General features: G+C 35.4%; 13 protein-coding genes. 2 read left to right on the plus strand and 11 right to left on the minus strand.

Translation table 11 applies throughout. The features are described from left to right. Positions 1-122: 122 nt before the first annotated feature. Both OA86_RS01605 and OA86_RS01610 read left to right on the plus strand, forming a co-directional pair. Entirely contained in the window at positions 123-2,342 is a 2,220-nt protein-coding gene (locus OA86_RS01605; RefSeq protein ID WP_039347766.1) for an NADP-dependent isocitrate dehydrogenase, read from the plus strand. Positions 2,343-2,457: 115 nt separating this feature from the next. Beyond that, complete coding sequence (locus OA86_RS01610) at positions 2,458-3,072, plus strand: hypothetical protein (protein ID WP_039347770.1); 615 nt, start codon at positions 2,458-2,460, stop codon at positions 3,070-3,072. Between the two features lie 88 nt (positions 3,073-3,160). Here the strand turns inward: OA86_RS01610 and OA86_RS01615 are convergent, their stop codons facing one another. The 11 genes from OA86_RS01615 to OA86_RS01665 form a co-directional block, all read right to left on the minus strand. Next, entirely contained in the window at positions 3,161-4,270 is a 1,110-nt protein-coding gene (locus tag OA86_RS01615; protein WP_246008063.1) for a pseudouridine synthase, read from the minus strand. 132 nt (positions 4,271-4,402) lie between these two features. Then, on the minus strand, positions 4,403-5,293 hold the full coding sequence (locus OA86_RS01620) for a UbiA family prenyltransferase (RefSeq protein WP_039347773.1): 891 nt from the start codon (positions 5,291-5,293) through the stop codon (positions 4,403-4,405). Between the two features lie 52 nt (positions 5,294-5,345). Next, entirely contained in the window at positions 5,346-6,272 is a 927-nt protein-coding gene (locus OA86_RS01625) for a mevalonate kinase family protein (protein ID WP_039347777.1), read from the minus strand. 90 nt (positions 6,273-6,362) lie between these two features. Then, complete coding sequence (locus OA86_RS01630; RefSeq protein WP_039347780.1) at positions 6,363-7,847, minus strand: MFS transporter; 1,485 nt, start codon at positions 7,845-7,847, stop codon at positions 6,363-6,365. Between the two features lie 103 nt (positions 7,848-7,950). Then, positions 7,951-9,129: an acetyl-CoA C-acyltransferase gene (locus OA86_RS01635; RefSeq protein ID WP_039347783.1), complete on the minus strand. Its 1,179-nt coding sequence runs from the start codon at positions 9,127-9,129 to the stop codon at positions 7,951-7,953. Positions 9,130-9,266: 137 nt separating this feature from the next. Then, positions 9,267-10,526: a nucleoside permease gene (locus tag OA86_RS01640; protein ID WP_039347785.1), complete on the minus strand. Its 1,260-nt coding sequence runs from the start codon at positions 10,524-10,526 to the stop codon at positions 9,267-9,269. Between the two features lie 19 nt (positions 10,527-10,545). After that, the gene (locus OA86_RS01645; RefSeq protein ID WP_039347787.1) at positions 10,546-11,142 is read right to left on the minus strand and encodes a bifunctional nuclease family protein; all 597 of its coding nucleotides are present in this window, start codon (positions 11,140-11,142) and stop codon (positions 10,546-10,548) included. Between the two features lie 96 nt (positions 11,143-11,238). Further along, positions 11,239-12,609 carry a sensor histidine kinase gene (locus OA86_RS01650; RefSeq protein WP_039347790.1) on the minus strand — a complete coding sequence of 457 codons (1,371 nt, stop codon included), beginning with the start codon at positions 12,607-12,609 and terminating at the stop codon, positions 11,239-11,241. Positions 12,610-12,765: 156 nt separating this feature from the next. Continuing rightward, the gene (locus OA86_RS01655) at positions 12,766-13,713 is read right to left on the minus strand and encodes an electron transfer flavoprotein subunit alpha/FixB family protein (protein ID WP_039347794.1); all 948 of its coding nucleotides are present in this window, start codon (positions 13,711-13,713) and stop codon (positions 12,766-12,768) included. Positions 13,714-13,744: 31 nt separating this feature from the next. Continuing rightward, complete coding sequence (locus OA86_RS01660; RefSeq protein WP_039347797.1) at positions 13,745-14,491, minus strand: electron transfer flavoprotein subunit beta/FixA family protein; 747 nt, start codon at positions 14,489-14,491, stop codon at positions 13,745-13,747. Between the two features lie 151 nt (positions 14,492-14,642). After that, a complete protein-coding gene (locus tag OA86_RS01665) occupies positions 14,643-15,350 on the minus strand; it encodes an SDR family oxidoreductase (protein ID WP_039347799.1) in 708 nt (235 codons plus the stop codon). Positions 15,351-15,429 lie beyond the last annotated feature (79 nt).

The raw sequence follows: 15,429 nt of genomic DNA on the forward strand, positions 1-15,429 counted from the left end.
CCGACCGACCAAATTTTTAGCCTGGGAAAAGGTGTGGGGGAAAATCTTGGGCGGGATTGCCCTAAAATTTAAATATTTCAGTAAATTTGTAATTCTTAAATTTTTAATAAAAATATATTATAATGTCAGAAAATTCAAAAATCGTCTATACGTTGACAGACGAAGCGCCGATGTTGGCAACTCATTCATTTTTACCTATTGTAAAAGCGTTTACCAAAACGGCAGCGATTGAAATTTTACCTAAAGATATCTCCTTGGCCTCGAGAATTTTAGCCAATTTCCACGAATTTTTGAATGAAGATCAAAAAGTAGAGGACGCATTAGCGGAACTGGGAGAAATGGTTTCAAGATCTGACACCAATATTATTAAATTACCAAATATTTCTGCATCTTCTCCACAGTTGGAAGCAGCGATCGCTGAATTGCAAAAACATGGTTTCGCGGTTCCGAATTATCCGGCAGAACCAAAAAATGCAGAGGAAGAAGCCATTAAAACGAAATATGCAAAAGTTTTGGGAAGTGCGGTAAATCCTGTACTTCGCGAGGGAAACTCAGACAGAAGAGCACCAAAAGCAGTGAAAAATTACGCCAAAGCAAACCCACACCGAATGGGCGCCTGGAGTGCTGATTCTAAAACGAAAGTTTTGCACATGACTGAAGGTGATTTTTATGGTACGGAGAAATCGGTAACTGTAGAAAAAGACTCCCAATTCAAAATTGACTTTTTCGGAAACGACGGTTCTGTAAAAGAATTGAAAGGTCTCGCTCCCCTAAAAGCTTTGGAAATTATTGATTCTTCGAAGATGAGTATTTCGGCTTTGAAAACTTTTGTGGCTGAATCTATCGCAGAAACAAAAGCTGCGAATGTACTTCTATCAGGACATTTAAAAGCAACCATGATGAAAGTTTCTGATCCAATTATTTTCGGAGCCATGGTTCAGGTTTATTTTAAAGCGATTTTTGAAAAATATAGCGATTTATTTAAAGAATTAGATATTAATCCTAATAATGGTCTTCAAAATTTATTGGAGAAAGTTAAAGGAAATTTAAATGAATCAGCGATCAAAGCAGATATTGCTGCAGCACTGGAAAACGGACCTGCTGTTGCAATGGTGAATTCTGAAAAAGGAATTACCAATTTTCACGTTCCTTCCGACATTATTGTTGATGCTTCTATGGCAGCATTGATCAGAGGCGGCGGAAAAATGTGGAACAAAGCGGGACAGGAAGAAGATACGATCGCAATGATCCCGGATCGCAGTTATGCAGGTTTTTACCAGGCAGCGATTGATGATATGAAAAAACACGGAGCATTAGACGTAACGACTATTGGTTCTGTTCCTAATGTTGGATTAATGGCGCAACAAGCTGAAGAATACGGTTCTCACAACAAAACATTCCAAATGACTGCTGACGGAAAAGTAAAAGTTTCCGACGCTGATGGTAATGTTTTCCTGGAACAGGATGTTGAGAAAGGAGATATTTTCAGAATGTGTCAAACCAAAGATGCACCGATTCAGGATTGGGTAAAACTGGCTGTAAACAGAGCGCGACTTTCTGACACTCCAGCGATTTTCTGGTTAGATGATCAAAGAGCACATGACCGTGAAATGATCAAAAAAGTAGAGAAATATTTAAAAGATTATGACACCAATGGTTTGGATATCAGAATTTTAAATATTGAAGATTCGATGCATTTTACTTTAGACAGAATTCGTCAAGGTTTAGATACCATTTCAGTTTCCGGAAATGTTTTGAGAGATTATCTGACCGATCTGTTTCCTATTTTAGAATTGGGAACTTCGGCGAAAATGCTTTCCATAGTTCCATTGATGAATGGCGGTGGTTTATTTGAAACCGGAGCGGGAGGTTCTGCACCAAAACATATCGAACAGTTCATCGAAGAAGGTTATTTGCGTTGGGATTCTTTAGGGGAATTTATGGCACTGCAAGCGAGTCTGGAACATTTGGCACAAACGCAGCATAATAATAAATCCCAGGTTTTGGCAGATGCTTTAGATTTGGCAAACGAGAAATTTTTAGCAAACGACAAATCACCGTCCAGAAAAGTTGGTTCGATCGACAACAGAGGTTCGCACTTTTATCTGGCGATGTATTGGGCGGAAGCTTTAGCCAATCAAACAAAAGATGCTGAACTTTCTCAGAAATTTGCACCAATTGCTAAGGCGTTGCAAGAAAATGAGTCAAAAATCAATGAAGAATTAATCGGTTCTCAAGGAAAAGCACAGGATATTGGCGGATATTATCAACCAAATTTCCAGAAAACAGATGAGGCGATGCGACCTTCGGCAACTTTGAATACCATTATTAATTCGATTTAATTTAAATAAAATATTCTTAAATAAGACTCTTCATTTATTTGGAGAGTCTATTTTTTGTACCATATCTAATATGAAAAAAATTCTCTATTTTTGTTTAAACTAAAAAACAAATAGCATGAAAAAATTAATGATGAGCATTCTTGCTCTCACTTTGATCAGTTGTACGAAAAGTGAAACGAAGACAGAGGAAAAATCAGGCGGTATATCTGACCTCGTTTCCGGTGTTAAGAACTACAGCGAAATAAGTAAATCGGTGGACGAAGTTTCTAAAAACATCGAGGTTTTAAAGAAAACAACTCCGCTTTCTAACGAAGAATTAAAAGCGATTTTACCAGAGAGTTTGCTCGGACTGAAAAGAACCGAGATTTCTGTAGGCGATACTTCAATGATGACTCTTACGACAGCGGAAGCCAAATACAAATCAGAAGATCGAAAATCGATCGACGTACAAATAATGGATGGTGCCGGTGAAATGGGATCTGCAATGGTTTCCTCCATGATGATGGGTTTGGGCGGAAATCGTGAAAAAACTACTGAAAATAGATTTGAAAAAACCACCGAAATCAACGGAATGAAAGCCTTGGTTTCCGAAGAAAAAAGTGGAGAAAACGTAAGTTCAAAAATTCAGGTCATTGCAAAAAAACGATATCTTTTTACGATGAGTGGCGAAGGAATTTCTTACGAAGATCTATTAAAAGCTTTTGGCGAAATCAATACTTCCGGATTATAATATATTTGATTTAAAACTAAAAACCCTTTCTGCATCAAAGCAAAAAGGGTTTTTTATATTTTATTAAATTTCTTTAAATAAAAGAAATTTACATCATTTTCAAATTGTTAACTTCTAATTCAGACAAAATTCTCCAGTGTCCACGTTTGATGTTCTTCTTTGTTAATCCGGCAAACATTACACGATCCAATAATTCAACTTCATAACCAAGTCTTGTAAAAATTCTGCGCACTACCCGATTCCAACCAATGTGGATCTCGATTCCAATTTCGTTTTTAGGTTTTCCTTCGATGTAAGAAATACTGTCAACTTCAGCAACACCTTCTTCTAAACGAATTCCTTCTGCGATTGCATTTAAATCAGCTCTGTCTAATTTCCGATCTAAAGTAACATGATATATTTTCTTCATGTTGAATGATGGATGCGTCAATTTCTTTGTCATATGACCATCATTTGTAAGCAAAATTACCCCAGTTGTAGAACGGTCTAATCTTCCCACCGGAAAAACTCTGTACGGAGACGCGTTTGCAACCAGATCCATTACGGTTTTTCTGGCTTTTTCGTCCTTCGTTGTAGAAATATATCCTTTTGGTTTATTCAACAAAATATAAACGGGTTTTTCCGGGGTAATTCCCTGACCGTCGAAAATTACTTTATCTGTTTTTTGAACTTGGTAACCCATTTCAGTTACAACAGTACCATTCACCTGAACTAACCCCTGAGTAATTAATTCATCGGCTTCTCTTCTCGAACAAATCCCTGAATTGGCAATGTATTTATTTAAACGGATGGATTCTTTAGGAACCTCTTTCGCTAATTTATCAAATCTTCTTTTTTGAACGAAATTTCGGGTTTTTTCTCCCTCATCTATCGGTCGTTCGTAGTTTTTGAAAAGTTTTGTCGTGCGGGTTTTATCGTCGCCTTTTACAAATTTTCCTCCTGCACCAAAAGATTTTCCAACTCTTTTACCAGCTGGTTTAGAATGTCTTTCATATGATTTGTCGTAGCTTTTCGCTTCCGACTGTGACATTAGTCTAGGTTCTCTCGGCGTTTTTGGAGCTTTGGGCTCTTTGCTTTCTTCTGATTTTTCAGTACGTGGTCGAGTAGATTTTTGTGCACGTGGTTTCGCAGTACTTCCGGAATTGGAAATTTTGCTTATTCGTTGTGGCTTACTTTTACTGTTTCTATCTCTGCTCATGTTCTGAAAAATTTATCTGCAAAGATAAGGTATTTTTTAGTTCTTTTTGCGGAGCTTTGAAATCGATTTCATTCTTTTTTGAACAGAATCATTCATAGGAATAAACCGTGAAATAAAGTAAAAGAGAATAAATCAGAATCTTAAAATAATTCCGTCCATCAGCATGGCGATAATGCCTATGAATACCCAGATTCTAAGTATATTGAGAACAAAAAAATTGCTTTTTTTGTAAGGGTTTAAAAGAAGATACAAGGCGAATACAAGCACCAGTAATCCGCCGGCAAAATAGAGATTCATGATATTATGAATTCCTTCTTTGCTTATGATTAGAGTGGAAATCCACATTAAAAGAACAGAAATAATTCCCAAAATGACTTTAGACACTTTAATCCCGAACTGATTTGGGATCGTAGCATAACCAAACATTTTATCTGCATTCTTCGTTAAAAGATCTTTGATAATGTCGATCATTAAAAGAATTAAAAACAGAAAAATCGCCATCAGAAAAATTTTGGCTGAAAATGTTTTATAATAGATCCACATTCCAAAAAAGGGATAAACAGTCAGCGTTACAAAAGTGAGATTGTTAACGATCAAAACTTTGCTAAGCTTGTGACTGTAAAACCACATGAAGAACTGGTAAGTCAAAAAGAAGAAGAAAACCCGCGGAGAGATGAGAAATGCAATTCCGAGGGAAATTAAATTTAAGGTAAGATAGGCATAAAGAAAATATTTCTGCTTCAAAAATTTTTGAATTCTCGTTCGGAATGGTTTCGTCAACTGATCTTTTTCCCGATCGTAAAACTGGTTGATAATTCCGCCCGCCAAAATACTTAGAACAGTACAGAAAATAATTCCGTGAACTCTGAAATCAAAGACAAAATTCCGTACGCTCTCTTCTCTGCTAAAGAGAAAAAAAGTAGAAACATACAAAGCAAATGTTAAGAGTAAAGCAACGAATACACGAGCTCCCAAGAGGAAACCTATCAATTGCGAAATTCTGTAAAAGAGAGGATTATTCATAAAAAAAGCCGAATAAATGTAAAATAGATTGCAAATTTTCCGACTTCAATTTCTAGAATCTGTAGATGACTTCTTTGTGAAAACCTTCGAGCATTTTCTCGGCTTTTTCGTAATCTTTGGTAAAGCCTAAAATATATCCGCCACCGCCGCTACCGCAAAGTTTAAGGTAATAAGCATTCGTGTCAAGACCTTTTTTCCAGACTTTATAAATGCTTTCGGGAATCATCGGTTTGAAATGTTCATATGCCCAAACGGAAAGACTTTTTAAATTTCTGAAAAGTGGTGTCATTTCTTTTTTCAGGAAAGCTTCGATACACGCATTATTGTAGCGAATAAACTCCTCTTTCATTGTTTTCCGGAAACCTTCAGTCTTCATTTTTTCAAAGAAAATCTGAACCATTGGTCCAGTTTCGCCCGTCATTCCAGAATCGATCAAGAAAATGGCGCCTTTCCCAGCTTCACTCGCAGGGATCAAAACTTTATTTACATTTTCCTTATTTTCAATCAAAATAGGAAGATTCATGTAGCAGATCAGTGGATCAATTCCAGAACTTTTCCCGTGGAAAAAACTCTCCATTTCACCGAAAATCTTTTTGAGATCTTTAAGTTCGTCTTTCGAAATATGTTCAGGAAGATAAGTTTTAACAGAATAACGTTCGAAAATCGCGGCAACTAAAGCGCCAGAACTCCCAACACCATAACCTTGCGGAATATTGGAATCAAAGAAAAGTCCTTTGCGAATGTCTTTTTGAAATTTGGAAATACTAATTTTATAGGCTTCAGGAAGTTCCAGATCTTTCAGATAATTTGCATATTTCAGCAAAGATTCGTTTGATTCTTTTTCGAAATCACTATCCAAATCAGAAAATTTCAAAGCACCTTTATAAAAACTATACGGCAAAGTAAGTCCCTGTGAATCTTCAATAATGCCGTATTCACCGAACAATAAGATTTTTGCGTAAAATAAAGGATTGGTCATAGTTTGTAATCTGTTTTCCTGTTGCAAATATACAACATTTCTGATTATCAATAAATTAACTTATCAAAATGTACAGCACTACATTAGATATTATTTATGAGCTTTTAATTTGAGGAATCTTATTAAAATTAAACCAATTGCAAAAAAGATAGACATCCCGATGAATGCATAATGCATATTGTGAAATTTCTGAATGGTAACACCGAAAATAAGGGATCCTAAAATAATTGCAAGCTTCTCTAAAACATCGTAAAAACTAAAGTAAGTCGTGTTGTCCATAGAATCTTCCGGTAATAATTTCGAGTAGGTCGAACGGGACATTGCCTGCAAACCACCCATTACTAAACCTATAAATGCAGCTAAAACATAAAACTGCGTCTCAACATTAGGATTTTCTTTGTTAAGAAAATAAGCAGAAAGACAACAAATGATCCAGATTCCGACAGCAATACTGATCACATTTTTATTTCCTATTGATCTTGATAATCTGGAAAAAGCCAACGCACCAAAAATAGCCACGATCTGAATAACCAAAATCGTAATGATCAACTTGTACTGATCTTCTTCTTTCGTGAAAATTTCTGAGGTTCCGAATAAGGTTGCCATCAAAAAAATCGTCTGCATTCCAATACTGTAAAAGAAAAAGGAGGATAGAAAAAACTTCAGATTTCTATCTTCGAATAATTCTCTTCCTACTTTAAACAATTCACGGAAACTTTCCTTCGCAACATCTTTGTAAAAGGCTAAATTATCTTTAATTACTTCAAAAATTCCGCCGTGCTCTTCGTGTGTTTCAAAGATATTTTTATAATTTAAAAGCACAAGATCTTTTGGCAATTTATCTTTAACCAAGCCGAACTGCGGTAAATATCTGAAAGTATATTGTGAAAATCCAAACCACCAAGCTCCGGTAATTAGGAAAGTAATTCTGGTATAAATCTTAGTTTCCTCCGGCGTTTTCGCAACAACCTGAATTAATAGTAAGCAAAGAATTAATAAAATTACAGAACCAATATATCCGTAAACGTACCCTTTTGCAGAAAGTGCATCTTGTTTATCCGGCGTTGCAATATCGGGTAAAAACGAGTTATAAAAAACCAAACTACCCCAAAAACCTACACTTGCAGTCACACTAAATAGTAAACCCAAAAATACATTTTGCATTCCCGTAAACATGGCTAAACCCATACAAGAACAAGATCCCAAATAACAGAAAAACTGGAGAAATGATTTCTTGTTTCCAATCGTATCTGCTAATGAAGATAATATGGGCGAAATAACAACAACGATCAAAAAAGATAAGGTTAAGGAAAAACTAAAAATCGCGGTGGGTTCGTAGGAATTGCCCAAAATGTTGATCATGTGTGGAACAGGAACCTCTTTCCATTCGCCAGAAGCTTCTATTAAGACTTTCTTTTTATATGCAGTTGTAATGATGGAATAATAAATAGGAAAAATCGTGGAGGTAATTACCAGAGAGTATACAGAATTTGCCCAATCGTAAAAAGCCCAAGCTTTCATGATCTTCGGATTATTCTTGATATTTGGCTTTTGCAAATCGGCGTTTTCTGACATTTTGAAATAATTAGTTAAACAAAAATAAAAAAACCATTAAGATATTAATGAAAAAATGTCATTAATAATTCTTAATGGTTCAAACTTTAAAAATTAAGAGGAATTACATGTTCTCGATAACGATCGCACTCGCTCCACCACCGCCGTTGCAAATCGCAGCTGCGCCGTATTTTCCGTTATTTTGTTTTAGAATATTGATTAAACTAACGATGATTCTTGAACCTGAACTTCCAAGCGGATGACCGAGAGAAACTGCGCCTCCGTTCACATTTACTTTTGAGGAATCAAGTCCTAAAATTTTATTATTAGCTAAACCTACCACTGCAAATGCTTCATTAAATTCGAAGAAATCAATATCAGAAATTTCAAGACCTGCTTTTTTCAAGGCGATCGGTATAGCTTTTGACGGTGAAGTTGTAAACCATTCCGGAGCTTGAGCTGCATCTGCGTAAGAAACAATTCTGGCTAAAGGTTTCAATCCCAACTCTTCCATTTTTTCTTTAGACATTAAAACTAAAGCAGAAGCACCATCATTTAAAGTAGAGGCATTTGCCGCAGTTACCGTACCATTTTCTTTCTGGAAAACAGTAGCCAGACTTCCTATTCTATCGAAATTAACCGATTTATATTCTTCGTCTTCTTTAAAAATAATTGGATCGCCTTTTCTTTGTGGAATTTCGACAGAAACGATCTCATCATTAAATTTCCCTTCGCTCCAGGCTTTTGCGGAACGTTTGTAAGATTCAACTGCAAAATTATCCTGATCTTCTCTTGTAAAACCATATTCAGCAGCACATTTTTCGGCGCAAACTCCCATGTGAACTTTTCCGTAAACATCGGTTAAACCGTCGAGAACCATTCCGTCCTGCATTTTCACGTCACCCAATTTGGTAGCGACTCTTGCGTTGTAGTAATGCGGAACTGAGGACATATTTTCCATTCCACCTGCTACGATAACATCTTGATCACCAGATTTAATGGATTGTGCAGCCATCATCACTGCCTTCATTCCAGATGCGCAAACTTTATTAATGGTTGTTGCGGGAGTTTCTTCAGACAATCCTGCACCCATGGCAGCTTGACGAGCCGGAGCTTGACCTTCACCAGCTTGCAAAACATTTCCCATATACACTTCCTGAACCATTTTCGGATCAAGATTAATTTTTTCTAAAGCGCCTTTAATAGCGGTTGAACCTAATTTCGTAGCCGGAACTGTAGATAAACTTCCCATGAAACTTCCCATTGGAGTTCTTGCTGCAGATACGATGAATACTTCTTTCATAAATAGATTTTATATTTTTTACAAATGCCTTTCAACTTGAATTTTTCAGGTTGTAGGCGTTAATTTTCAGTACGCTAAATTACAAAAAAAAACACACTTTCGGAAAAGCGTGTTTTATCTTATTTGGAAGGTAATTCTTAATGTTTTACCGCTGCAATTTCTTCCGGATTATGTTTGTGTTTGAACATTACAGCAAACAACACTGCAATTACTAAAGCATATCCTGCGAAAACGAGCCATATGTCGTGCCACATTTTATCTCCATTTGACATTGTAAAATATTTCTGGATCAACCAACCACTCGCTAAACTTCCGGCAATTGCACCGAAACCATTAGTCATCATCATAAACAAACCTTGAGCAGAAGAACGAATTTTATAATCAGTCGTCGTTTCCACAAAAAGAGAACCTGAAATATTGAAAAAATCGAAAGCCATACCATAAACGATACAAGAAAGAACAATGAGTCCTAAACCAAATCCTACCGGAACGCCATAGGCAAACAAACCGAAACGTAACACCCATGCAAACATCGAAATAAGCATGACATTTTTGATTCCATATTTGCTTAAAAAGAAAGGAATTGCAAGGATAAACAGCGTTTCCGATATCTGCGAAATCGACATAATCAAAGTCGATCTTGTTACAACGAAACTATCAGCATATTCAGGTATTTTACCGAAGTCAGACAAAAAAGTATCACCATACATATTCGTCAACTGCAATGCTGCTCCCAAAAACATGGAAAAGAAAAAGAACAATGCCATTTTGTAATCTTTAAATAAAGAAAAAGCATTTAAACCCAATTTTTCAGATAAGGTAGCATTCGCCGGAATTAAATTCTGAGGCGGACATTTCGGTAAAGTAAAAGAGTAAATCCCTAAAACAATAGCGACAACTGCGGCTATATAAAATTGATTTCCAGAAGCTTTATTTCCGGTGAGATTGGTAATCCACATCGCTGCAATAAAACCAATAGTTCCCCAAACACGAATTGGCGGAAAAACTTTTACAACATCGTAATTATTATTTTTCAGAACATAATAAGCGATGGAATTCGATAAAGAAATCGTCGGCATATAAAACATCATCGCGATGAGCATGACCCAAAAGAAATTTTCCGGCGTCGTAACGGAAGGTAAAAAGAACAAAGTAATTCCATATAAAATATGCAAAATCCCAAATAATTTTTCAGCATTCATCCATCGATCGGCAATAATTCCTGTTAAAGCAGGCATGATGATCGAGGCAATACCTAAAGTTGCGAAAACCTTACCGAATTCTTCGCCACCCCATTGTTTTGTTCCGAACCAGTAAACCCCGATGGTAATGAGCCAAGCTCCCCACACAAAAAATTGTAGGAAAGACAATACGGTAAGTCTTAATTTTAAATTCATAACTTATTTATAAAATTTTTTATTCTATTTTTTTATTTCGTCTTTTTATTTCCTGCTGCAATTCTAACGCAGCATCGAAGTCTTCGTCTTTTACCGCATCTTCTAATAATTTCTGTAAATCTTCTACGGGAAAAGAGGCTAAATCTCCTTCTGAAGCTACGGGAGAAAATTCTGCTTCTGTTGTACCAGGTTCATCCAGTTCTAATAATATTCCTGCTTCACTGAGAACTTGTGGTGTAGTATAAATAGGGACTTCAAAGCGTACTGCCATTGCAACAGCATCGGAAGTTCGGGCATCTAAGATCAACTCTTCGCCGTTTGCATTATTTTTAAAATTGATATTTGAAAAAAATACTCCGTCGATAATTTGGTAGATAATGACCGAAGTTATTGTGAAATTTGCAGAGGTCACAAATTTTGCAAATAAATCGTGCGTTAAAGGTCGCGGCGGATGAATATCTTTCTCTAAACCTAAAGAAATTGACTGTGCTTCGAAATTTCCTATTACGACAGGTAATTTTACGCTGGTTTCCTCATGTTCCAAAAGGAGCGCGTAAGCTCCGGATTGTGTTTGGCTGTAAGAAATTCCACGTATGATTAATCGTTTGTAATCCATAACTACAAATATAAATGATTTTTTAGATTAGGAATTTATTTTCAAATGTTTTATGAGAAATATTTAAGAAATCATGAAGTAAATCAGTAAATCGATCTATGTTTCAGGAATTTCATTCAAATTTATTATTATCGTGAATGCACTTCCCATCACACTGCTTTCTTTTTTAACTTTCGCATTCATAAATCGAATTCTGGAATCGATATTGCTTAAACCAATCCCTTTTGACAATGAATTGATCGGAAATCCTCTGCCGTTATCATTCACAGAAACTTCTATGAGCGGATGATCATACCTAATTTTGACATCAGCAACTTTCGCTTCAGAATGCTTAACCACATTGTTGACCAATTCTTGAATTATTCTATAAATATGCGTTTTAATAGTTTCGCTGAGCAGAATTTCTTTCTCTGAGAAGGTAAGATTGATTTTAATTTTATAGAGTTCTGCAACTTTTTTACAAAAATTTTCAACTGCTCCAAAAAGTCCATAGTTCGTAATTGATGAATTGGACAGATTGTGCGAAATTTCTCTGATCTGTTGACAGGATTTATCAATAATTTTAGATAAATTATTCAGAACATTTTCATTATTTGGATTATTATTTTCGTTCTCCAAATAAGCTAAATTTAATTTGATGGCAGATAAATCTCCAGCAATACCGTCATGAAGTTCTTCGGCAATTCTTTTTCTTTCTTTTTCCTCACCTTCCAGTAAACCTCGAAGTTTGCTAATTTGTTGCTGATGTTTGTGACGAATGACAAGATTGTAAACTCGATTTTTTTCGTCATTCATCAATTTTATTTTGTAGGCCAAACCAAGGCTGAAAAAGATAGTTTCTACAACGATTCCAACATAAAAAAATGCAATGGGATTGGTCATATTTAAAGAGGGAATAAAACTACCTGCAAAAGCGATGAGCGCAAAAATTACAAATACGCAAACTCCAAACAGAAAAAAATATTTATGACTTCCCGAATTTCTAATTGCTTTCAAAACACTCACTACAAAAATTGTCAGCATTATTGGCAAATAAATAAAGGTATACAGGGAGACATACAGATCTTCATTTTTCATGAAAAAAGTAAGTATCGCTAAAAACAGAAATAAAACTGCTACAAATTTTAAGATCCATCGAACCCTATTGAAATATTTTTTAGTCCTCTTATCCAGATCCAAAAAATAAAGTGCAAAAATGGAATAGAAATTATAAAAAATAACCTGCAAGTAAAAACTCGAGATATGCGTAAAAACAGTTGCATTTTCCTTCCCCATAAAATAAGCAACTCCACCTTCAAACCAATTGTAATAATCATCATTTCGACTTAACAGATACATGAGCAAGCAAATATTATAAAGTGCATAATATTTAAAACTTTTCTCCTGGATGTATACAAAAATAACTCCACTAACAATAATGAAAAGGAGTTGAAAAGAAATAGCCATGTTCCAAACGAACAAATCCATCAATGAAAATTTATAATTATTTTTCTCATTACAAGTAAAATTAGACAATTTTATTAGCAATTCATCAATTATTTGCAAATATCATTTTAGTTCTCTTTATAACGCAAAAAAAAACGCCAGATTTCTCTGACGTTTACTTCCTATCTTGAAAAAGTATTAACCTTTCAGAGCCCTAATTTTCTCTGTTAATGCAGGAATAATCTGGAAAGCATCTCCTACTACTCCATAATCTGCAGATTTGAAGAATGGTGCTTCTGGATCACTGTTGATAACAACAATAGTTTTAGAAGAATTCACTCCCGCCAAATGCTGAATTGCGCCGGAAATCCCGACTGCAACGTAAAGATTGGGTGAAATTGCTTTTCCTGTTTGTCCAACGTGTTCGGAGTGAGGTCTCCAACCAATATCTGAAACTGGTTTCGAACAAGCAGTTGCTGCTCCCAAAAGATTCGCTAAATCTTCGATCATTCCCCAGTTTTCCGGACCTTTCATTCCACGTCCTGCGGAAACCACAATTTCTGCTTCTTTCAAATCTAATTTACCAGAACTTTGTTCGTGAGAAATTACTTTGGTATCTTCATTTGTAACAGACAATTCTTTTACTTCTTCAGAACCTGAAGTAGCATTTTCTTTTACGCCATAAGCATTTTGAGAAACCGTAACAATTACTCCTTCTGCATCTGCTTTTGCGTGCATAAAACCTTTTCCGGAGAATGCTCTTCTTTTAACTTGAAATGGGGAAAGACTTTCTGGTACTTCGATCACATTGGTAATCAATGAAAAACCGTTCATTATGGCCAACATTGGTGCAATAGAAGAAGCATCTGTAGTGTGAGGAAATACAATTTTATTTCCACTTACTACTTCGTTCACCGCTTTAGCATACGATTTTGCGCTAAAATTTTTCAAACCTTCATCTTTAATATTGATGACGTTTGTTGCTCCATATTTATAAAGTAAATCTGAAGAATCGGTCGGATTTACCGTGATCGCAGTCACCGTTTCACCAGCTTGATCTGCAATTGCTTTTGCATAAGAAACCGCTTCGAAGGCCGCTTTTTTGTAAATTCCGTTTATATTTTCTGCATATACGAATATTGCCATTTTCTTTGAATTTTAAATGTTAAATTTTAACTTAAATCACTTTTGCTTCCTCGTGAAGTAATCTCACCAATTCGTCAAGATTATCTGCTGAAACCATTTTCACCGCTGCTCTTTGTGGAACTGAATCATAAGAAACACCTTCTACTTTTACTTCAGAAGAAGCAGGCTCTACAACAACCAAAGGTTTGGATCTTGCAGACATAATTCCTCTCATGTTTGGGATGATGAGATCTTTTTCATCAACCATTCCTTTTTGTCCAGCAATTACGGCGGGAAGTTTTACAGAAATAGTTTCTTTTCCACCTTCAATTTCACGAATAGCCGTTGCTTCTGCACCGTTGACGTCTAAACCAACACATGCATTTACAAAAGGCTGATTTAATAACTGCGCAACCATTCCCGGAACTGCACCACCATTATAATCAATAGATTCTCTACCACAAAGAATTAAATCATACGAACCATTTTGAGCAACATTTGCAATTTCTTTAGCAACGGAAAAACTATCTTTTGGTTCTACATTAACTCTTATGGCGTCATTTGCACCGATTGCTAATGACTTTCTGATCACAGGTTCAGTTGTAGCATCACCAACATTTATTACAGTTACTGTTGCTCCCTGAGATTCCTGCAATTTAATCGCTTTCGTTAAAGCAAATTCATCCCACGGATTAATTACCCACTGAATTCCGGTTTTGTCGAAAGCCGATTTGTCTGCAGTAAAATTAATTTTTGAAGTAGTATCTGGAACACTACTTATACATACTAATATTTTCATTTGTCAAAGTTTAATTATTTTTTTAGTAAAATTGAAACTTTAGATTTCAAGTTTACTATGTTTTTTTAATTTCTGTAAATATAAATATAAATACTATGCATGCATAATATATTTTCAGGAAAATATATTAACCGCATAATAATTATGGAGACTAATTATTTGGTTTTGAGGGTCTAATCTCAATTTTTGACGGCAAAGAGCGAGGATTCATTTTGAAGATATCTAAAACAAGATTTCCTAAATCCTCTGGCTGAATTTTCCAGGCATCTTTTTCAGAAGGTTCATTTCCATTAAAATGAGTAGAAACGGAACCCGGCATTATGGTAGAAACTTTAATATTGTATTTCCGTAAGTCAACCATTGCAGCTTGTGTAAAACCGACTGCACCAAATTTGGAAGCATTGTAACCGGACCCTTTTTCGAAAAAATTAGTTCCTGCTAAACTAGAAATACTGATAAAATAACCTTCAGATTTTTTTAATTCTTCAACAGAAGCTTTCAAAGTATAGAATAGACCCGAAAGATTGGTTTCAATCATATCGTTCCAATCATCAACCGAAAGTTCATCAACCGGCTTGAAAACTCCTAAACCTGCATTCGCAATCACATAATCTAATTGACCAAAGTGCTTTTTTATTTCTGAAACTGCTTTTTCTTCATCCTGAAAATTCCTCACATTGGAAACGATTCCTAAAACTTTCGAAGGATCAGATGAAAGTTGCGAGACTGCATGATCTACATCTTCTTTTTTTCTGCCACTGATTGCTACTCTAATTCCCTGCTCGGATAAGATTTTTGCAATTCCAAAACCGATACCTTTTGTACCTCCCGTTATATAAGCAACTTTTCCTGTAAACATATTCTTTTATTTTAATCCTTAAAGATAAAAAAAGTATATTAATTATTTAAACCTCCCCGATTTTAATTGAAAGATACCA

It is taken from the genome of Kaistella jeonii, assembly GCF_000812865.1.
GTDB classification, from domain to species: Bacteria; Bacteroidota; Bacteroidia; order Flavobacteriales; family Weeksellaceae; genus Kaistella; species Kaistella jeonii.